The sequence below is a fragment of the Nocardia sp. NPDC047648 genome, assembly GCF_040642815.1.
GTDB lineage: Bacteria > Actinomycetota > Actinomycetes > Mycobacteriales > Mycobacteriaceae > Nocardia > Nocardia gamkensis.
The window spans coordinates 766,895-786,006 of the sequence record NZ_JBEYSX010000002.1; the positions used below are offsets into that span (position 1 = coordinate 766,895).

Below are 19,112 nucleotides of genomic sequence, written 5' to 3' on the forward strand. Positions count from 1 at the left end.
GTCAGCGCCGCACCGCGGCGATCGCCTTCTCGATCCGCTTGGCCGACACCGGAAACGGGGTACCGAGCTTCTGCGCGAACAAGCTGACGCGGAATTCCTCTATCATCCACCAGATCTCGGTGACCGCGGGCGCGTGCCTGCGGCTCTGCGGGAGCGACGCGACCAAGCGGTCATAGGCGGCGAGCACCCGATCGAGTTCGGCCATGCCTTGCCGATCGCGAACGGCCGAGCCGGGCAACGCCTCCAGTCGCGCCACCGCCGCCTGAAGGTAGCGCGGCAGTTCACGCAGCCTGGCCGCGCTCGTTTCGGACACGAAGCCGCGGAACACCAGGTTGTCGAGCTGATGGCGGACGTCTTCGGCGATGTCGCGCTCGGTCGTTCGCGCCAGCGCCACCGAAACCTGGTGGGCGCCTGCGAGCACCGGCACGACCAAGCGCACGTAACGAGCGACGGTGGCGGCGAAATCCGGACGGATCCGCGCGACGAGCGCGTCGAATTCCGCCGGGTCGTGCACCGGCCCGCCGGCGGCCACGAGCAGTTCGTCGGCGGCGGCCGCGCGGCAGTCGTCGAGCAGCGCCTCCAGCGAGCCGTACGGATTCTGGCTCAGGGCAAGGCGATCCGCGGGCGACAGGCCCGCGGTGGAGCTACGGGCCGAAGCGGGCAGCGTGCGCAGCAGCAGCGCTCTGGTGCCGAGGCGCATGGCGGCGGCCTGCTCCGCGGGGGAGCTGAGCACCCGGACCGCCACGCCGTCGCTCTCGGCGACGAGCGCCGGGTATCCGGTGACGGTCTGCCCCGCCACCTCGCGCCGCACCGTCGGCGCGAGGGTGCCGAGCGATTCGGAGGTCCACACCGTGGCAGGCGGGCGTTCGGCTCCCGCGGTGGCCCGGGCGACGGAGGCGGAAACTTGCTCGGCCAGGCGCGTTTTCAGCGCGGCGAGACTCTTGTCCCGGGCGAGCACGGTGCCGTCGTCGCCGATGGCCGCGAAAGTCATGCGCAGGTGGTCGGGCAGTGCGGAGACCTCGAAGTCGGTGGGGGCGATCGACACCGAACCCAGCCGGGACAGCTCGCGCGCCAGCCCGGCCCGCAGCGGCTCCGCCCGCGGGGTCAGCGCCGCCAGGGCGGCGGCCGCGAAATCGGGTGCGGGGACGACGCTGCGCCGCAAGGTCTTCGGCAGCGTCTTGATCAGAGCGGCGGCCAGTTCGTCGCGCATGCCCGGCACCAGCCAATCGAAGCCGACGGCGCGGACGTGGGCGAGCTGTTCCACCGGGATCCGCACGGTGACGCCGTCCTCCTCGTTGCCCGGCTCGAACTGGTAGGACAGCGGGAAAGCGAGTTCGCCTTGGCGCCAGGAGTCCGGGAAAGCCGCCGGGTCCAGTGCGGCCGCGCCTTCGTTGACCACGGTGGAGGTGGAGAAATCCAGCAGCTCCGGGTCTGCCCGGCGTGCGGTGCGCCACCAGCTGTCGAAATGACGCACCGAGACGATGTCGGCGGGCAGGCGTTCGTCGTAGAACGCGAACAGCACCTCGTCGTCGACCAGGATGTCCCGGCGGCGGGCACGATGCTCCAGGTCGGCTACGTCGTCGAGCAGCGCGCGATTGCGGTGGAAGAACTCGTGGCGGGTCTGCCACTCGCCCTGCCCCAGGGCGTGCCGGATGAACAACTCCCGCGACAACTCCGGGTCGATCCGGCCGTAGTCCACCGGCCTGCCGGTGACCAGCGGAATTCCGTACAGGGTGACGCGTTCGTAGGCGCGCGCCGCGCCCCGCTTGGCCGACCAGTGCGGCTCGGAGTAGACGCGTTTGACGAGGTCGCCCGCGAGCCGCTCGGCCCATTCGGGCTCGATCTTCGCGGCCATCCGGCCCCACAGCCGTGAGGTCTCGACCAGTTCGGCGGCCATCACCCAGCGGGGCGGCTTCTTCGCCAGCGACGAGCCGGGGAAGATCATGAACTTGGCGTTGCGCGCGCCGAGGAATTCCCGGGATTCCGCTTCCCTGACGCCGATGTGCGACAGCATGCCCGCCAGCAGCGCTTGGTGGATGGCGGTGGAATCCCAGGGGAGTCCGTCGTTGTCCGCGACGGTCGCCGCGGTGGCGCCCCGGCCACGGTCGCCACCGCGCGTGGACCGGTTGCGGCGTGATCGGTTGCCCTGCTTGCCGTCCGGCGCGGCCGCTTCGGTTCGGCCCGGTTCCGCCGGGCTCGCCGAGTCCTGGGCCCGCGCCGACCATCCGAGGCCCTTGGTGATCGTGCGCAGCTGCCCGTGCAGGTCCTGCCACTCCCGGATCCGCAGGTAGTGCAGGAACTCCTCCCGGCACAGCCGCCGGAACTGATTGGACGACAACGACTTGCGCTGCCCGCCGAGGTAGTCCCACAGCCGCAGGTAGGCCAGGAAATCGGAACCCTCGACCGTGAATCGCGCGTGTTTGGTGTCGGCTGCCTGCTGCTGCTCGGCGGGTCGTTCCCGGACATCCTGGATCGACAGCGCCGCGACGATGACCAGCACGTCGGCCAGGCAACCGGTGTGTTGCGCCTCCACCAGCATCCGCGCCATGCGGGGATCGACCGGCAGTTGCGCCATGTCGCGGCCGATCGGGGTCAGCGTCAGGGCGGTCGCGCCGTCGCCGTCCGTACGGGACTTTCCGTCCCGGCGCGCGAGGGCGCCGAGCTCTTCGAGCAGGGCGATGCCGTCGCGGATGGCGCGGCGGTCCGGTGGCTCCACGAACGGGAAGTTCTCGATGTCGCCGAGGCCGAGCGCGGTCATCTGCAGGATGACCGCGGCCAGGTTGGTGCGCAGGATCTCCGGATCGGTGAAGACGGGCCGGGATTCGAAGTCGTCCTCCGAATACAGCCGGATGCAGATGCCGTCGGCGACGCGACCGCAACGCCCGGAGCGCTGCCGCGCCGATGCCTGCGACACCGGTTCGATCGGCAACCGCTGCACTTTGGTCCGCATGGAATAGCGCGAGATCCGCGCCGTGCCCGGGTCGACGACGTACCGGATGCCCGGCACCGTGAGCGAGGTCTCCGCGACATTCGTCGCCAGCACCACCCGGCGCCCGGTGTGCGAGGCGAACACGCGGTGCTGTTCGGCGGCCGACAGCCGGGCGTACAGCGGGAGGATCTCGGTGCGCGGCAGCTTCAGATCCCGCAGCGCGTCCGCGGTGTCGCGGATCTCGCGTTCACCGGACAAGAACACCAGCACGTCGCCGTCACCCGCGGCGAACAACTCCGTCACCGCGTCGCCGATCGCGTCCACCGGGTCCCGGTCGACGATGCGGGTGTCCTCGTCGTCTTCGTCTCCGGCGGCGCCCGGAAGTTCCAGCGAGAGCGGCCGGTAGCGGATCTCCACCGGATACGAGCGTCCGGAGACTTCGACGATCGGTGCGGGAGTGCCTTGCTCGTCCGCGAAATGCCGGGCGAACAGCTCGGGATCGATGGTCGCCGAGGTGATGATCACCTTGAGGTCGGGCCTGCGCGGCAGCAGTTGCTTCAGGTAGCCGAGCAGGAAGTCGATATTGAGGCTGCGCTCGTGCGCCTCGTCGATGATGATCGTGTCGTAGCGGCGCAGCAGCCGGTCGCGCTGGATCTCGGCGAGCAGGATGCCGTCGGTCATCAGCTTGACCAGCGTGTGCTCGGAGGCGTGGTCGGTGAACCGCACCGTGTAGCCGACGACGTCGCCGAGTTCGGTGCCCAGCTCCTCGGCGATCCGCTCGGCGACGGTGCGCGCGGCGAGCCTGCGGGGCTGGGTGTGCCCGATCGTGCCGCGGATGCCGCGGCCGAGTTCGAGGCAGATCTTCGGGATCTGAGTGGTCTTGCCGGAGCCGGTCTCGCCCGCGACGATCACCACCTGGTGCTCGGCGATGGCGGCGGCGATGTCCTCGCGGCGGGCGGTGACCGGCAGCTGCTCCGGATAGCGGATCTCCGGCACCGCCGCGCGCCGCGCTTCGACCCGCAGTTCGGCGGCCGCGATCTCGGCTTCCACCTCGCCCATGTCGCCGCCGCGCGCTTTGTCGAGCCTGCGCCGCAACCGGTGTTCGTCGCGAAGGGAGAGATTTGCCAAGCGGGTGCGAAGTTCGCGGGAGTCGGTGGCGGCTGTCCTGGTCATTGCATCGACCAGCCTAGCGAAATGCGCCAGCGGATTTTTCCACCAGCCACCTCGGCCGGTAGCCGAGTGGAAACCGAAGCCCCGTTCCGGCCGATGACCTGCGCCGATACGTTGGACCGGACGAGGACCGAGGATGCGGGCCCGCCATCGCCGGTGGCCGCTCGTCACGGTCGACGCGGTGTCCCGGATCAGCGCCGTGTTGCGCTGCACGGCGCCTTGGCGGCCGGGAGTGGACCACGACCCGGGAACCGGTAAAGGTGGAGACATGAACGCGCTATGGCATGGCTTCGCCGACATGGGCGCCGTCGAGCGGGACGGAGCGTTCGTGGTCGCTCGCGGAGACGGCGTCCACGTCTTCGACCGGGCGGGCAATCGGTACCTCGACGCGACCGCGGGCCTGTGGTTCGCCAACGTGGGCCACGGGCGCGGCGAGATCGCCGACGCGGTGGCCGCCCAACTGCGCACGATCGCGCACTACTCCAATTTCGGCGACATCACCGAGCCCGCCACCCAGGAACTCGCCGAGCGGCTCGCCGGCCTCGCCCCGGTGCCGGGCAGCAAGATCTTCTTCACCTCGGGCGGTTCCGACTCCGTCGACACCGCGACCAAACTCGCCCGCCGCTACTGGCACGAACTCGGGCAGCCGGGCAAGACGATCGTGGTCGGGCGGCGAATGGCCTATCACGGCATGCATGTGGCGGGTACGGCGCTCGCGGGTCTGCCCGGCAATCGGGAGGGCTACGGCGAACTGATGCCCGCCGCGCGGACTGTCGAGTGGGACGACGCGAAAGCCCTGCTCGCGCTGATCGAGGAGGTCGGCGCCGAACGGATCGCCGCGTTCTTCTGCGAACCGGTCATCGGCGCGGGCGGTGTATATCCGCCGCCTGCGGGCTACCTCGCCGAAGTCCGGCGCATCTGCCGCGACTACAACATCCTGTTCGTCGCCGACGAGGTGGTGACCGGTTTCGGCCGCATCGGCGGAGCGTGGTTCGCCTCGTCCCGGCTCGGGCTCGAACCCGACCTGATGACCACCGCGAAGGGACTGACCTCCGGCTATCTCCCGATGGGCGCGGTCTTCGCCGCCCCGCGCGTGGCGGAGCCGTTCTTCGGCGGCGGCGTCTGGTGGCGGCACGGCTACACCTACGGCGGCCACGCGGGCGCGGCGGCCGCCGCGCTGGCGAATCTCGACATCATCGAGCGCGAAGGCCTGCTCGAGGCCGCCCTGCGCGTGGAGGCGAGCCTGCACGAGCAGCTGTCGGTGCTCGCCGGACATCCCAGGGTCGCTGAGGTACGCAGCGGGTTCGGCGCCGTCGCGGCCATCCAGCTCGCCGACCCCGCCGAAGGGTTGCCGCTGGTGAAGACGCTGCGCGCGCACGGGATCTCCAGTCGCGCGGCGGGTCAGGGAGCCATGCAGATCTCCCCGGCCTTCATCATGACCGACGACCAGATCGCCGAACTCGTCGACGGATTCACCCGCGCGTTGAACGATGTGTGATTCACCCGCGCCGGTGATCGGAGCCTGATCGGCCCCGATCTCAGAGCACGCGGGTCAGGAAGACGCTGTTCGGATCGGGACGGTAGTCGCCGAACGGCGAGCAGTAGCCGAAGCCGTGGGCGGCGTACAGGCGGCGGGCGGGCCGGAAGAAGTCCTGCGCGCCTGTTTCGAGGCTGAGACGCCGGTAGCGGCGCGCGGTGGCCTCGGCGATGACATGGCGCAGCAAGGTGGAAGCGATGCCGCGACCTCGATGGGTCGACGCGGTGCGCATGGACTTGATCTCGGCGTGGCCGTCGTCGAGGTGCTTCAGCGCGGCGCACCCGGCCAGGGCCGCACCATCCCACCCGGTCCAGAACGTGATATCCGGATGACGCAGTGCCGTGATGTCCAACGCGTGCACGCTCTCGATCGGCGAGTGGGCGGCCATGTCGGCGAGATGCTCGGTGAGTAGCGCCGCGATCGCCGGGCCGGTCAGGTCGTCGACGACGATGCGCAAACCATCGCTCTCGATCGTGGTAGCGCACTGATCGGTCTGGTCGTACATGAGTCCATCATCGCGGGTGGCCGGGCACGCTCGCGCTGCCCCCGGACGTGGTGCATGCGAGCCTCCTCAGGAACGTTCACCGGGCCGTGCCTCGAAGTGATCGCCTCATCTCGTCGCCGTAACGGACTGCGGCACATGCTGTCTCGGCCGGTCGCTGCCGAAAGTATCGCTCTCGGTGCGGAAATGCTGGTCGATTGCCGCAGCGTCGGCCGATCAGCGATGTGGGCGAATCGAAAAGGGGCACCTCCACCACTTCGGGATGCGAGCATGGGAGGGCGACGACTGTGGTCGCCGTGCTGAGAGGTGGTGGGGTGTGGCGGAGTTCGTGCAGGAGTATGCCGCGTTGCGGTGGGCGGCGGTGGCGGCGTTCGTGGTCGCCGCGGTGATCGTGCTGTCACGGGTGACGGCGCCTGCGGGGCCGTCCGCCGATCCCGTCGACGCGTTGCCGGATTCTTCCTCCGCCCGGGATGCCGCGACCGGGCATTCCGAGTCCGACGCGGCCCATCTGGTGATGTGCCTGGTCATGCTCGGCATGCTCGTGTTCCCTTCGGGCGCGAGCCCGCACGCGTTGCGCGGCGTGCTGACGGCGATGGCCGTGGTCTTCGCCGGACTGTTGATGCTGCGCGCCGCCGAACACGCCACCCAGGGGCGGGCGCTGCCGATCGACCGCTTGGTCCCGCTCGGCTACCACGTCGCCGCCGCCGCGGCGATGCTCTACGCGATGTCCGGTCACACCGCCTCCGGCCACGTCGGCGGCCCGGCCGTCGGGCCCGCGCTCGGTCTTGCCGCGCTGTTCCTCCTCGACGCGCTCCTGGTCGCGGTGGCCGCCTGCACCGGCTGGGCGCATGCGCGGCCGTCGGGCCCGCTGAGGTTGCTCGCGCGTTCCGGCGGTTGCGTCGCCGCCCTCACCGGGCCCGCGAAACCGTGGGCGGCGGTGCCGCACGTGGTGATGGACGCGGGCACCGCTTACATGCTGGTGGCCGTGATCATTCGGTGACCGCGACCAATCCGGGTCCGCCCGCATACCGAACCCCTGTGCATGCAGGCACGGGATTCGGCCATGAGCAACGAACACGGTTCTGCTTCACCCCACCGATCGGGCGCCGCGGCACGCGCGAGAGAGGCTTCCGATGGCCCGGCGCTCGCGTGCCCGCTGCCGACCGGCTACGACCGATCCCAGGCCACCCGCGCGAACCGTGAGCTCGCGGCGTTGCTCGCCGCCACCGGCACCGGCGATCGTGCCGCGTTCACCGAGTTCTATCAGCTCACCAGCCCGCGGGTGTTCGGTCTGACCGTGCGGATCCTGCGCAGTCACGCCACCGCCGAGGAGGTGACCCAGGAGGTCTACCTCCAGGTGTGGTCGATGGCCGACCGCTACGACGCCTCGCTGGCCAGTCCGGTCGGCTGGCTGATGATGCTCGCCCATCGCCGGGCGGTGGATCGGGTCCGCGCGGAGAGTTCGGCTACCAGCCGGGACCTGGTCTACGCGTACGAGCAGCTGGGCCGCGACCACGACGTCGTCGCGGAATCGGTCACCCAGCGCATCGAAGAGCAACAGGTGGCAGGCTGCCTGCAGAACCTGACCCCCACCCAGCGTGAGGCGATCGCGCTGGCGTATTACAGCGGGTGGACCTATCGGGAGGTCGCCGATCACCTCTCGGTGCCGTTGCCCACGATCAAGACCCGCATCCGCGACGGGCTGAAGAGATTGGAGAAGTGTTTGTCCGGGGAACGCACCGATGGTTGACGCCTCGCCACGGTCGGACGCCGACCTCATCGACCTCGCCTACCCGTGCGCGCTGGACGCGGTCGCCGATATCGAACGCAGGCATATCGATGCCCGCCTCGCGGCCGCGGACCCGGACGTGCGGCGGGCATTCTCCGACACCGTCTGGCAGGTGCGCGACGTCATGGGGCGGCTCGCCGTGCTCGACGAGTTCGCGCCGCCGCCGGAGCTGGAACGGCGCATCCTGGCAGCGCTGCCCGACGAGCCCCCCGGGCCCGCCGTCACGCGCCTCTCGGCGTGGCGGCGGCGGCCGCTGCGCTGGGCGGTGCCGATCGCGGCCGTCGCGAGCCTGCTGTTCGGTGCGAGCGTGCTGACCGCGCAGTTCATCAGCTCGCCGTCCGATCCGGCCGCTGCCGACCAGGCGCAGGTGCACCCGGGTGTGCGGACGGTTAACGGCTCGTTCGCCGGTGGCGGTGTGCTCGTCGTGGACGCCTCGCCCGAACTCGGGCGCGCGGTCGTCGTGTTCGACCGGGTCGCGCCGCCGCCTTCGGGCCGGGTGTATCAGATGTGGTTGGTCGGCTCCGACGGGCAAGCCCGCTCGGCCGGGGTGCTGAGCGACCTGCCCTCGACCGATCGGCCGTTCGTCACCGGTTTCCGCTCCGGCGAGGTCCTCGCGGTGAGCGTCGAACCCGACGGTGGTTCCGACGTACCGAGCGGCGATCCGATCGTGGGCGTGACGCTGCCCTGAGCGGGGTCTAGATCTCCACCGGTTGATCGCCGACGACTCGCCCGCCCAGGTGCACCCACCCGTCGGAGTCCCACCGGGTGAACAACTGCGAGCCCTTGCCCTGGGTGATGATCAGGCCTTTGCGCAGCAGAGCCGTCAACGCGACGGCCGCCGCTCCGGTCGCCTCGTCCTCGGAGATCCCCATGGTCGGCGCGAACATACGCGAGCGCAGGACGGCGCGATGTTCGTCGGTCCACGCCCACAGGTAGTGCGGGCCGCCGGGAAACTCCTCCGGGCGCAGGGTGGCCAGCACCTCGGCGTCCTCCAGCTGATGGAAGGTGAACGGGGGAGCCCATTCGCCGCGAGCGGTGATCCAGGTCAATCCCTCGGTGAGTTCCACCGCCACCGGGCCCGCGGGCACAGCCAGGGTCCGCACGGGGATGCCCTGGGAGGCGAACCACCACGCGGTCCCCACCGAGGGGTGTCCGGCGAACGGGAGCTCCACCGTGGGGGTGTAGATCCGCACCGCGACCGTGCCGTCGACCGGCTCCTCGACCACCACGGTCTCGCTGTAGCCGGCTTTGGCCGCCAGCGCCTGCCGATCGGGCGCGGCCACGTCGGCCGCCCGCGCGATACCCAGCTCGTTGCCGAAGCGCCCGGCCGCGTCGGTGAACACTCGCACCACATCAACCTGTGTGCTCATGCTCGACGAGCCTACCCGTGTGCCCCTGCCGGGGGCTGTCGGCCGGACCACATGGGGAACGCGAAAGAGGCCCCCGTCGCAGGACAGGGGCCTCTTTTCGAGCGAAATCAGATCGCGGCCGTGCTGAGCGCCTCGGTCGATTGCACCGCCTGGCCGACACCGGCCACGATGGCGGCGGCGCGCAGCGATTCGAAGATCACCTCGCGCGAGACGCCCGCTTCGCGCAGGGTGTGCTCGTGCGCCTCGAGGCAGTGCGCGCAGCCGTTGATCGAGGAGACCGCGAACGACCAGAGTTCGAAGTCGGCCTTGTCGACGCCCGGCGCACCGATGATCTGCATGCGCAGTCCCGCCCGCAGGTCGTCGTAGCGGCCGCCGAGGAACGCCTTGCCCCGGTAGAACACGTTGTTCATGCCCATGATCGAGGCGGCGCCGAGTGCGGCGTTGTACGCCTCCGCCGACAGCACGTCGGCGGCTTCCTCGGCGATCTCGCGCAGCGTGGTCGTCGACCGGGTCGCGGCCGCCGACGCCAGCAAGGTGCCCCACAGCTGCTGCTCGTTCAGCACGGTGGTGCGCGCGAGGGATGACAAGTTGAGCTTGAGGTCCTTGGCGTACTCGGGGAGGGAGTTCTTCAGGTTCTCAATGCTCATTCGGCGATTCCTCTACTCGATGCGGCCCCGTGCGGGGACCGGGTCGTTTCTCGATGATGTGGGGCGCACCCGAAATCCCGGGTGCGAAAGGGTATTTCAGACGCTGGCGGCCAGAAGTTCACCGGCGTTGATGGTCGGATCGCCCTTCTTCCAGTTGCAGGCGCACAGCTCGTCGGACTGCAGAGCGTCCAGCACGCGCAGCACCTCGTCGACGTTGCGGCCCACGGAACCCGCTGTGACGGAGACGAACTGGATCTCGTTGTTCGGGTCGATGATGAAGGTGGCGCGGTCGGCGACGCCGTCGGCGTTGAGCACGCCGGTGGCGGTGGCCAGTTCACGCTTGAGGTCCGAGAGCATGGGGAAGGGGAGGGTCTTGAGATCCTCGTGCTGAGCGCGCCACTGGAAGTGCACGAACTCGTTGTCCACCGAGGCGCCGAGCACCTGCGCGTCCCGGTCCTCGAATTCGTCGTTGAGCTTGCCGAACGCGGCGATCTCGGTCGGGCACACGAAGGTGAAGTCCTTGGGCCAGAAGAAGACGATCCGCCACTTGCCCGCGTGGTCGTCGCTGGTGATCCGGGTGAAGTAGTCGTCAGGCTGCTGAGCGTCGACCTTCGACAGATCACCGCCGATGACCGCGGTGAGGTTGTATGCCGGGAATTGGTCGCCGATGGTCAGCAGGGCCATGCTCGTCTCCTCGTCAGGTTGGTTGCCAACTGTGTTCTGCGGTATTGCGGGGCCGTTGCGGTTCCACGAGCCACCGCCTCGGACCGGCACTCACACCGCCGGTGGAAAAGCTCACCGGCGATCTTGCCCAAGGGTGCGTAAAAGGTAAAGGTGATCAGTCGCACTACACTGATAGGCGTGACTGATCAGACTTATCAGCCCACCCTGTCACAGCTGCGTGCGTTCGTGGCGATCGCGGAATACCGCCATTTCGGCACCGCGGCCGCGCGGCTCGGTGTGAGTCAGCCCACGTTATCGCAGGCGCTCGCCGCTCTGGAACACGGGCTCGGGCTCCAGCTGATCGAACGGAGCACCCGCCGCGTGCTGGTGACCGCCGCGGGGATGCGCTTGCTGCCCAAGGCGATGGCGACGCTGGAGGCCGCCGACCGCTTCGTCGCCTCGGCCACCGGCGACGGACTCGGCGGCACCCTGCGGATGGGCATCATCCCGACGGTCGCCCCCTATGTGCTGCCCGGGTTGCTGCCGGAACTGCGCAAGCGGCTACCCGAGCTGCGGCCGCAGATCGTCGAGGACCAGACCGCCCGGTTGCTGGACGGCCTGCGTACCGGCGTGCTGGACGTCGCGCTGCTGGCGGTGCCCACCGAGATGCCCGGCCTGGTCGAGATCCCGCTCTACACCGAGGAATTCGTGCTGGTCACGCCGCGCGGTCACGAGCTGGCCGGGCGCACCGATCTCGCGGCGGCGGTGCTGGACGCCCAGCCGCTGCTGCTGCTGGACGAGGGGCACTGCCTGCGCGATCAGACATTGGAGGCCTGCCGCTCGGCCGATGTGCACCCGGCCGCGGTCGGTGACACCCGGGCCGCGTCCCTGTCCACGGTGGTGCAGTGCGTCGCCGGTGGACTCGGCGTGACGCTGATCCCGCAGATGGCCGTCGCGACGGAAACCGCGCGCGGCACATTGGATGTCGCGCACTTCGGCGCCCCCGCCCCCGGCCGTACCATCGGCCTGGTCTTCCGTACTTCCACTGCTCGGGCCGATGATTACGAATATCTGGCCGCCATCGTCCGCGCTCAGCGGCCGATGTAGCCGCGCAGCACGGGAGAGCGCGTCGAGCCAGGGTGAGAGGAGGCGCGAGGTGGCATCGGCGGCGTGGGGCGACGGGCGGCTGGGCCTCCTGTCCGGGCGGGATGACGCGCTGTTCGTCTACGGCACGCTGCAGTTTCCCGAAGTGCTGGAGACGCTGCTCGGGCGAGTCCCGCCGAGCGAACCGGCCGAGCTGACCGGTTGGCGCGCCGCCGCGCTGCCGCGGCGGATCTACCCGGGACTGGTCGCCGCCCCGCTCGGCCGCACCCGTGGTGCGGTGCTGAGCGGTCTGACGGCGGCGGAGTGGACGATCCTCGACGCGTTCGAGGACGACGAGTACGACCTGCGCCGAGTGCGCGTCGAGCACCGGGATGTTCCGGTGTGGACCTATGTCTGGACGGTGGCCGCGGACGCGGCGGACTGGCAGCGGGAGCGGTTCGCCGCCGAGCATCTCGCGCATTTTGCCGCTCGCTCCGCGCGGTGGCGCCGAGATCCGGCGAGTTTCCCGGATCCGGCCGGGCCGGGATGGTCGGGGCCTTCGGCGTGAGGCCCGCGTCGCCGCCTCTTGCCATTCCAAGACGACCGGTCGTATATTCAACGCATGGCACGACCGCGGCGCAGCGAAGACACTCGGCGGCTTCTGGTCGAAGAGGGTGCCGCGGGTTTTCTGACCAGCGGCTATCACGGCACCGGGATCAAACAGATCCTCGACCGGGTCGGGGTGCCGAAGGGTTCGTTCTACAACTACTTCGACAGCAAGGAGAGTTTCGGGCGCGCAATCATCGAGCACCACTCCCGCTGTGTCCAACGCAACCTGACCGAGGCGTTCGCCGGCGCGCCGGACCCGGTGAGCGGTTTGCGGGCGTTCTTCGGGCGGCTGATGGACGACTTCGTCGCGTCCGATTTCACCGGCGGCTGCCTCATCGCGAATCTGGGCGGCGAACTGGAAGGCAGTGAGCTGCTGCGGGAATCGCTGTCGAGGGCATGGACCGCGTGGCGCGACCGTATCGCCGAGCAACTCGCGCAGGGGCAGCGCCTGGGCATGATCCGCGCCGACATCGAGGCGGGCGAACTGGCGGATCTGCTGCTCGAATCCTGGGAGGGGGCGGTGATCAGGATGAAGATCGATCGCACCCTCGCCCCGCTGCGCAAGTGCCTGGATCGCCTGCTCGGCGACTACTTCCTGCCCTGATCGGAACGTCACATTCATCCGGCCTCTTCGGTTACCTATTCGAAGACGACCGGTCGTATATAAGAAAGGACACGCGATGGCGAAGACGGCCATCGTGACCGGTTCCTCCAGTGGGATCGGCCGCGATATCGCACGGGCATTCGTGGAACGCGGCGACAATGTCGTGCTCAACGGGCGAGACGAGGCGAAGCTGACGGAGGTGGCCGCCGCACTCGGCGCGCCGGAGCGAGTGGCCACGGTGGCGGGCGATATCGGCGCGGCCGCTACCGGAGCGACCTTGGTCGGCGTCGCCGTCGAGCGGTTCGGCGGCGTGGACGTGCTGGTCAACAACGCGGGCATGTTCGGAGCCAAACCGTTTGTCGAGGTCACCGAGGCAGACCTGGACGGCTATCTGAACGGAAACCTCAAAGGCACCTACTTCACCACGCAGGCCGTGGTGCGGCGATTCCTGAGGCAAGCGAGAGGCGGCAGCATCGTCAATATCGGCACCGTGCTGATCGACCATGCCCTCGCCGGGCTGCCCGCCACGGCGGCCCTGGTCAGCAAGGGCGGCGTGCACGCGCTCACCACCAGCCTGGCCGCCGAACTCGCCGCCGACGGCATCCGGGTCAACGCGGTCGCCCCCGGCATCATCCGCACGCCGTTGTTCGGCGACGGCGACGAACCGGCCTCCGCTGGGCTCGCACTGCTCAACCGCATAGGGGAAGTCGCCGAAACGACGGCCGCGGTGCTGTATCTCGCCGACGCGGAATTCACGACCGGACACATCCTCCCCGTCGACGGCGGGTTCATCGCTGGAAGGGCGGCCTGAAATGCCGTACGTGAACATCAAGATCACCGACGAAGGCGTGACCCGCGAACAGAAGGCGCGGCTGATCGAGGGCGTCACCGATCTGCTGTACGACGTGCTCGGCAAGGCGCCCGCGAGCACCTACGTCGTGATCGACGAAGTCGCCCTGTCGAATTGGGGTGTCGGCGGGGTCGACGTCGAGCGGTGGCGCGAGCAACAGCGCTCCTGAACCGGGATTCCCTGCCGGACAACTCGTCACGAGGAAGTCGCACCGGAACGTTACGTTCCCCTCTGCCCGCCGAGATCTCGATGCGGCCTCTACAGCTCGATGGAGGGGAGCCGCGGTGCCGTCTTCGCTACCGAACGCCGAATGCGCCGGCCCGATCGGGACCGGCGCATCCGGGTGCCTCGGCCTAGACCCGCAGCGCGTGCGGTTCGATCGCGCCGCGCACCAGCGCCCGCGCGTCGATCGTCTCGGGCCGGTAGGGCAACCGTTCCAGACGATCGGTCATCCCGCCGACCGGATCCTCGACCGTGTCCACCAGCCCGAACAGGAACGACCACTCGTGCTCGTCGCTGCCGTAGTGCACGACGGTGCCGAACTGCTCGTGGAAACGCTCCCAGGACCGCTTCAGCGTCTCGTTGCGCCACATGGTCGCGCAGCCGGCCTGGGCGCACAGCACCCCGCCGGGCGCGAGCAGCGCACGACATCGGGACAGGAACTCCGCTTCGTAGAGCCGATTGTGCTGCGCGTCCTCGACGCGCTCGTCCGGCAGGTCGATCACGATGACGTCGTAGCGGGTGCCCGCCTGCGCGGCCGTGGCCAGGAAGTCCCAGCCGTCGGCGTAATGCACCTTGATCGGTCCATCGCCCTCGACGGCGGCGGCCAGCTCGTCGCTGGAGTAGCCGTAGGGCAGATGCCGGGCGCACAGCTCCACCTCGAGCTGGTCGATGTCGACGTGGTCGACGAGGGTGGCGCCCGCGGCGACCGACATCTGACTGGCGACACCCTCGCCGGAGCCGATGATCAGCACTTTGTCCAGCTTCTCGGCCAGCACGAAGGCGGGGACCATCATCGCCTCGTGATAGGTGAGCTGGGAGAACTCGGTGGACTGCCGGTCGTCGTCGGAGAACAGGCTGATGCCTTGCTCGGTCCGCGCGATGACCATGTGCTGGAACGGGGTGTGGGTGTCGACGATCACCTCGTGCAGGTCCCAGATGCGGGTCAGGCCCGCGCCCACCGGTTCCTCGATCCGCTGGCTGCCGTGTCCCCTGCGGATGACCTGCATGCGAACATCCTTGGGAGCCAACGCGTCCCGCAGTAGCTCGACCGCTTTCGACGCGCCGGCGCCGATGCTGCCGCAGGTGAACACGTCGACGAAGATCTCGCCGGACTCCGGATAAGTGTGAATCGAGGCGTGGGACTCCGACAACAGCGCGAGGACGGTCACCCCCTGCGGTTCGAACTTCTTGTGTACGACATCGCAGATGGTGACGCCCGCCGCGATCAGAGACTCACGCAACGCCGATTCGAGTCGTTCGAGATCGTCGCAGAGGTCTGCGTCGACACCACCGAACTCGGCCAGCACATGCCAACCGGTGAATTCCGCCGTCATGGGCAAACTCACTCTCGCTCAGCGCCCGAGACATGAACGGTCAAGGGCGGAAAACCATTGAATGACACCGACGAATAGCTCGCGGTATAGGCACCGGTGTCGAGGATTCGAACGCGATCACCGGCTCGCAACGTGGTCGGTAGGAGGACTCGCGTGCGTTGATACAGTACATCGTCGCCGTCGCAGGTCGGACCGGCCACCACCGCCTCGTCGACGGGGTCGCCGTCCCGGTCGGTGACGAACCGGTAGGCGATGTACTCGTTCTCCGTCTCGGCCATTCCGTTGTAGCGGCCGATGTCGAGATACACCCAGCGCCGTCCGTCCGGCGCGGTGCGGACGCCGACGACTTCGGCGTGAATCGTGCCCGCCGAACCGACCAGTGCCCGGCCCGGTTCGACGACCAATCCGGTATCCCCGGAAAGGAATTCGGCTGCGGCGTGCTTGACCACAGCGGCAATCTCGCCCAGCCCGGGCGCGGGGTCGGCGTAGGAAATCGGCAACCCGCCGCCGATGTTCACCGAACCGACCGCGATGTCCTTGTCGGCCAGCGCCTCGGCGATCCGGCCCGCCTGCTCGATGCCGATCCGCCAAGCGGCGGGGTCCAGTTGCTGGGAGCCGACGTGGAAGTACGGCCCCGCGACCACGAGCCCGAGGTCGCGGGCCCGGACCAGCAGCCGCAACGCCTCACCCGGGCTGCAACCGAACTTCGTGCCGAACGGGGTGCGCGACTCCGGCGCCGAGGCGAGGAACCGGCACTCCACCTCGGAGCCGGGCGCGTGGTCGGCTATGCGCAGCAGGTCGTCCTCGGTGTCGAAAGCGAAGCGCCGCACCCCCAGGGCGTATGCACGGGCGATGTGCGCGGCTTTCTTGATCGGGTTGCCGTAGCACAACCGCTGCGGCGCCACCCCCAGCCCGAGGCAGAGGTCGATTTCGCCGATACTGGCGACATCGAATTCCGCGCCCTCCTCGTCGAGCAGGCGCACGATCGCCGGCACCGGGCTCGCCTTCACGGCGAAACGGATCCTCGTCGTGGCGCCCGTGTCCGCGGACAGGGCGGCATCGAGCGCGCGGTAATTCTGGCGGACACGCTCGGGATGGATGACAAGGTAGGGCGATTCGGGCATAGTTGATCTTTCGCTTGGGCAGCGGGGGAGAGAGTATCAGCGGCCCGTACCCAGAAACGAATCCGTCGAAACCTGGGTTCGCCACATGGTCGCGCACCTCCGTCCTCCTGGCGCGACGGAGCTGCTGACCTGCGTGGACATGGGACCGATGGGTGATGCGGGCTCAGCCGGCGGACACGGTGACGTCGTCGAAGACGACTTCGCCCGCGGCGTCGGACTCGGCGAGATCGACCACCGCGTCGAACGACCAGCCGTGCTCGCCGGCCGGGTCGTCGAGCACCTGGCGCACCTGCCAGAATCCCGGTCTTCGTTCCACCTGGAACAGTTGCGGACCTCGGGCGTCGGGGCCCGTGCCGATCCGCTCGTACTCCGCGTAGTAGTCCGCGAGCGCCTCGGCCCAGTCCGGTCCGGGGCTCAGTTCGGCCAGTTCGTCCCAGCGTCGCAGTGCGGCCAGTTCGACGCGGCGGAACATCGCGTTACGGACCATGACCCGGAAGGCGCGCTCGTTGGCGGTGATCGGGCGCACCGTTTCCGCGCCGAAGGCGAGCTGGTCGGCGTCGGTCTCCGCACCCGGGTTGGTCAGCTGCTCCCACTCGTCGAGCAGGCTCGAATCCACTTGGCGCACAAGTTCTCCGAGCCATTCGGTGATGTCGTCGAGTTCCTCGGTGCGCGCCGACTCGGGCACCGTCCGCCGCAGCGCGCGGTAGGCGTCGGCGAGGTAGCGCAGCACCACGCCCTCGGAGCGGGCCAGCTCGTAGAAGGAGATCAGCTCCGCGAAGGTCATGGCGCGTTCGATCATGTCGCGCACCACCGACTTGGGTGCGGGCGCGAATTCCGACACCCACGGGTGGCCCGCGCGATAGGTCTCGTACGCCGGTTCGATCAGCTCGGCCAGCGGTTTGGGCCAGGTCACCTCTTCGAGCAGTTCCATCCGCTCGTCGTAGTCGATGCCGTCGGCCTTCATCTCCGCGATGGCCTCGCCGCGAGCCTTGTGCTGCTGGGCCATCAGCAGCTGGCGCGGATCCTCCAAGGTGGATTCGATGAGCGACACCACGTCGAGGGTATAACTCGGAGACTGTTTGTCCAGCAGGTCCAGCGCGGCCAGCGCGAACGGCGACAGCGGCTGGTCGAGGGCGAAATCGCGCTGCAGGTCGACGGTCAGGCGGGCGCGGCGGCCGTGGGCGTCCGGTTCCGGCAGTTGCTGCACCACCCCGGCGTCGCGCAGCGCGCGATACAGCCGGATGGCGCGCAGGATGTGCCTGCGCTGGGCGGGTCGCGGCTCGTGGTTGTCCTCGAGCAGGTGACGCATGGCGGTGAAGCAGTTGCCCGGCCTGGCGATCACGTTCAGCAGCATGGCGTTGGTCACCGTGAAACGCGACACCATCGGCTCGGGCTGCGCGGCCACCAACCGGTCGAAGGTCTCCTCGCTCCAGGACACGAAGCCTTCCGGCGGTTTGCGTCGCTGCACCTTGCGCTGTTTCTTGGGATCGTCGCCCGCCTTGGCCAGCAACCGGGTGTTCTCCACCTCGTGTTCTGGAGCCTGCACGACCACGGTGCCCATGGTGTCGTAACCGGCCCGGCCCGCACGGCCTGCGATCTGATGGAACTCCCGCGCCTTGAGCCTGCGGGTGCGCACGCCGTCGAACTTGGTCAGCCCGGTGAGCAGCACGGTGCGGATGGGCACGTTGATGCCGACGCCGAGGGTGTCGGTACCGCACACCACCTTCAGCAGACCGTCCTGGGCCAGACGTTCCACCAGGCGGCGGTACTTCGGCAGCATGCCCGCGTGATGCACGCCGATGCCGTGCCGGATCAGCCGCGACAGGGTCTTGCCGAAGCCCGCGGCGAACCGGAACTCGCCCAGCGCGCCGGCGATCGCGTCCTTCTCGGCGCGCGTCGCGAAATTCACGCTGGTCAGCGCCTGCGCGCGCTCCAGCGCGGCGGCCTGGGTGAAGTGCACGACGTACACCGGGGCCTGGTGGGTGGTGACCAGTTCCTCGAGGGTCTCGGTGATCGGGGTGCGGGCGTAGGAGAAGCTCAGCGGCACCGGGCGCTCGGTACCAGCGACGATCGCGGTGGAGCGGCCGGTCCGGCGCTCCAGGTCGCGGGCGAAGAAGTCGACCTCGCCGAGCGTGGCCGACATGAGCAGGAACTGGGCGCGGGGCAGTTCCAGCAACGGAACCTGCCAGGCCCACCCCCGGTCGGGGTCGGAATAGAAGTGGAACTCGTCCATCACGACTTGGCCGACGGCGGCGTCCGCGCCCTCGCGCAGCGCCAGGTTCGCCAGGATCTCCGCGGTCGCGCAGATGATCGGTGCCTCCGGATTCACCGCGGCGTCGCCGGTGACCATGCCGACGCGTTCGGCGCCGAACACCTCGCAGAGAGCGAAGAATTTCTCGCTCACCAGCGCCTTGATCGGGGCGGTGTAGTAGGTGCGCAGCCCCTGGGTGAGGGCGAAGAGATGTGCGCCGACCGCGACGAGCGATTTCCCGGAACCGGTTGGGGTGGCGAGGATGACGTTGGATCCGGATGCCAGCTCGAGCAGCGCCTCGTCCTGCGCCGGGTAGAGCGGGGTGCCCTGCTCGGCGGCCCACATTCCGAACGACTCGTAGAGCGCGTCGGCGTCGGTCCCCGGGATGTCGAGCAGTTCGGTCAGATCCACTCCGACCACCCTACGGC

The 19,112-nt window shown here is 69.1% G+C and carries 17 protein-coding genes; 9 read left to right on the forward strand and 8 right to left on the reverse strand.

The window, feature by feature from the left end:
• Window position 1: 1 nt before the first annotated feature.
• Window positions 2–4,102, reverse strand: coding sequence for an ATP-dependent RNA helicase HrpA (hrpA, locus tag ABZ803_RS08015; RefSeq protein WP_357034131.1), 4,101 nt, complete (start codon window positions 4,100–4,102; stop codon window positions 2–4).
• Window positions 4,103–4,367: 265 nt separating this feature from the next.
• Here hrpA and ABZ803_RS08020 point away from each other — a divergent pair, with 265 nt between their 5' ends.
• Window positions 4,368–5,597, forward strand: coding sequence for an aminotransferase class III-fold pyridoxal phosphate-dependent enzyme (locus ABZ803_RS08020; RefSeq protein ID WP_357034132.1), 1,230 nt, complete (start codon window positions 4,368–4,370; stop codon window positions 5,595–5,597).
• Window positions 5,598–5,637: 40 nt separating this feature from the next.
• Here ABZ803_RS08020 and ABZ803_RS08025 read toward each other — a convergent pair whose 3' ends face one another.
• A complete protein-coding gene (locus ABZ803_RS08025) occupies window positions 5,638–6,141 on the reverse strand; it encodes a GNAT family N-acetyltransferase (RefSeq protein WP_357034134.1) in 504 nt (167 codons plus the stop codon).
• Window positions 6,142–6,454: 313 nt separating this feature from the next.
• Here ABZ803_RS08025 and ABZ803_RS08030 point away from each other — a divergent pair, with 313 nt between their 5' ends.
• The 3 genes from ABZ803_RS08030 (at window position 6,455) to ABZ803_RS08040 (ending at window position 8,615) form a co-directional block, all read left to right on the forward strand.
• Window positions 6,455–7,138 (forward strand): DUF5134 domain-containing protein, encoded by a 684-nt coding sequence (locus ABZ803_RS08030; protein ID WP_357034136.1) that lies wholly within the window; start codon window positions 6,455–6,457, stop codon window positions 7,136–7,138.
• A 63-nt stretch (window positions 7,139–7,201) separates the two neighbouring features.
• Window positions 7,202–7,888, forward strand: coding sequence for an ECF RNA polymerase sigma factor SigK (sigK, locus tag ABZ803_RS08035; protein ID WP_357034138.1), 687 nt, complete (start codon window positions 7,202–7,204; stop codon window positions 7,886–7,888).
• Window positions 7,881–8,615 carry an anti-sigma factor gene (locus ABZ803_RS08040; RefSeq protein ID WP_357034140.1) on the forward strand — a complete coding sequence of 245 codons (735 nt, stop codon included), beginning with the start codon at window positions 7,881–7,883 and terminating at the stop codon, window positions 8,613–8,615. The genes sigK and ABZ803_RS08040 overlap by 8 nt, the downstream gene beginning before the upstream one ends.
• A gap of 7 nt (window positions 8,616–8,622) precedes the next feature.
• Here the strand turns inward: ABZ803_RS08040 and ABZ803_RS08045 are convergent, their stop codons facing one another.
• The 3 genes from ABZ803_RS08045 to ABZ803_RS08055 all read right to left on the reverse strand — a co-directional run bounded on the left by ABZ803_RS08045 (window position 8,623) and on the right by ABZ803_RS08055 (window position 10,628).
• A complete protein-coding gene (locus ABZ803_RS08045) occupies window positions 8,623–9,297 on the reverse strand; it encodes a PhzF family phenazine biosynthesis protein (RefSeq protein ID WP_357034142.1) in 675 nt (224 codons plus the stop codon).
• 107 nt (window positions 9,298–9,404) lie between these two features.
• Window positions 9,405–9,944, reverse strand: a complete 540-nt coding sequence (locus ABZ803_RS08050; protein WP_357034144.1) for a carboxymuconolactone decarboxylase family protein — start codon at window positions 9,942–9,944, stop codon at window positions 9,405–9,407.
• A 96-nt stretch (window positions 9,945–10,040) separates the two neighbouring features.
• A complete protein-coding gene (locus ABZ803_RS08055) occupies window positions 10,041–10,628 on the reverse strand; it encodes a peroxiredoxin (protein ID WP_040867866.1) in 588 nt (195 codons plus the stop codon).
• Window positions 10,629–10,805: 177 nt separating this feature from the next.
• On the opposite strand from ABZ803_RS08055, the gene ABZ803_RS08060 reads away from it, so the two are divergent.
• The 5 genes from ABZ803_RS08060 to ABZ803_RS08080 all read left to right on the forward strand — a co-directional run bounded on the left by ABZ803_RS08060 (window position 10,806) and on the right by ABZ803_RS08080 (window position 13,922).
• Window positions 10,806–11,714, forward strand: a complete 909-nt coding sequence (locus tag ABZ803_RS08060; RefSeq protein ID WP_062973964.1) for a hydrogen peroxide-inducible genes activator — start codon at window positions 10,806–10,808, stop codon at window positions 11,712–11,714.
• 49 nt (window positions 11,715–11,763) lie between these two features.
• Window positions 11,764–12,258, forward strand: coding sequence for a gamma-glutamylcyclotransferase family protein (locus tag ABZ803_RS08065; protein WP_357034147.1), 495 nt, complete (start codon window positions 11,764–11,766; stop codon window positions 12,256–12,258).
• A 54-nt stretch (window positions 12,259–12,312) separates the two neighbouring features.
• On the forward strand, window positions 12,313–12,903 hold the full coding sequence (locus ABZ803_RS08070) for a TetR family transcriptional regulator C-terminal domain-containing protein (RefSeq protein WP_357034149.1): 591 nt from the start codon (window positions 12,313–12,315) through the stop codon (window positions 12,901–12,903).
• A gap of 76 nt (window positions 12,904–12,979) precedes the next feature.
• A complete protein-coding gene (locus tag ABZ803_RS08075) occupies window positions 12,980–13,714 on the forward strand; it encodes an SDR family NAD(P)-dependent oxidoreductase (RefSeq protein WP_357034151.1) in 735 nt (244 codons plus the stop codon).
• Window position 13,715: 1 nt separating this feature from the next.
• Window positions 13,716–13,922 carry a 4-oxalocrotonate tautomerase family protein gene (locus tag ABZ803_RS08080; protein WP_357034153.1) on the forward strand — a complete coding sequence of 69 codons (207 nt, stop codon included), beginning with the start codon at window positions 13,716–13,718 and terminating at the stop codon, window positions 13,920–13,922.
• 184 nt (window positions 13,923–14,106) lie between these two features.
• Here the strand turns inward: ABZ803_RS08080 and speD are convergent, their stop codons facing one another.
• The 3 genes from speD to ABZ803_RS08095 all read right to left on the reverse strand — a co-directional run bounded on the left by speD (window position 14,107) and on the right by ABZ803_RS08095 (window position 19,095).
• Entirely contained in the window at window positions 14,107–15,309 is a 1,203-nt protein-coding gene (gene speD / locus ABZ803_RS08085) for an adenosylmethionine decarboxylase (RefSeq protein ID WP_357034155.1), read from the reverse strand.
• Window positions 15,310–15,317: 8 nt separating this feature from the next.
• The gene (locus ABZ803_RS08090; RefSeq protein ID WP_357034157.1) at window positions 15,318–16,433 is read right to left on the reverse strand and encodes a type III PLP-dependent enzyme; all 1,116 of its coding nucleotides are present in this window, start codon (window positions 16,431–16,433) and stop codon (window positions 15,318–15,320) included.
• A 163-nt stretch (window positions 16,434–16,596) separates the two neighbouring features.
• Window positions 16,597–19,095, reverse strand: a complete 2,499-nt coding sequence (locus tag ABZ803_RS08095; protein WP_357034158.1) for a DUF3516 domain-containing protein — start codon at window positions 19,093–19,095, stop codon at window positions 16,597–16,599.
• Between the last annotated feature and the right edge of the window lie 17 nt (window positions 19,096–19,112).

Coding starts and splice junctions, on each gene's coding strand:
- speD (WP_357034155.1), bottom strand. CDS start 15,309: ATGACGGCGGAATTCACCGGTTGGCATGTGCTGGCCGAGTTCGGTGGT.
- ABZ803_RS08055 (WP_040867866.1), bottom strand. CDS start 10,628: ATGGCCCTGCTGACCATCGGCGACCAATTCCCGGCATACAACCTCACC.
- ABZ803_RS08050 (WP_357034144.1), bottom strand. CDS start 9,944: ATGAGCATTGAGAACCTGAAGAACTCCCTCCCCGAGTACGCCAAGGAC.
- ABZ803_RS08080 (WP_357034153.1), top strand. CDS start 13,716: ATGCCGTACGTGAACATCAAGATCACCGACGAAGGCGTGACCCGCGAA.
- ABZ803_RS08075 (WP_357034151.1), top strand. CDS start 12,980: ATGGCGAAGACGGCCATCGTGACCGGTTCCTCCAGTGGGATCGGCCGC.
- hrpA (WP_357034131.1), bottom strand. CDS start 4,102: ATGACCAGGACAGCCGCCACCGACTCCCGCGAACTTCGCACCCGCTTG.
- ABZ803_RS08025 (WP_357034134.1), bottom strand. CDS start 6,141: ATGTACGACCAGACCGATCAGTGCGCTACCACGATCGAGAGCGATGGT.
- sigK (WP_357034138.1), top strand. CDS start 7,202: ATGAGCAACGAACACGGTTCTGCTTCACCCCACCGATCGGGCGCCGCG.
- ABZ803_RS08090 (WP_357034157.1), bottom strand. CDS start 16,433: ATGCCCGAATCGCCCTACCTTGTCATCCATCCCGAGCGTGTCCGCCAG.
- ABZ803_RS08040 (WP_357034140.1), top strand. CDS start 7,881: ATGGTTGACGCCTCGCCACGGTCGGACGCCGACCTCATCGACCTCGCC.
- ABZ803_RS08070 (WP_357034149.1), top strand. CDS start 12,313: ATGGCACGACCGCGGCGCAGCGAAGACACTCGGCGGCTTCTGGTCGAA.
- ABZ803_RS08045 (WP_357034142.1), bottom strand. CDS start 9,297: ATGAGCACACAGGTTGATGTGGTGCGAGTGTTCACCGACGCGGCCGGG.
- ABZ803_RS08020 (WP_357034132.1), top strand. CDS start 4,368: ATGAACGCGCTATGGCATGGCTTCGCCGACATGGGCGCCGTCGAGCGG.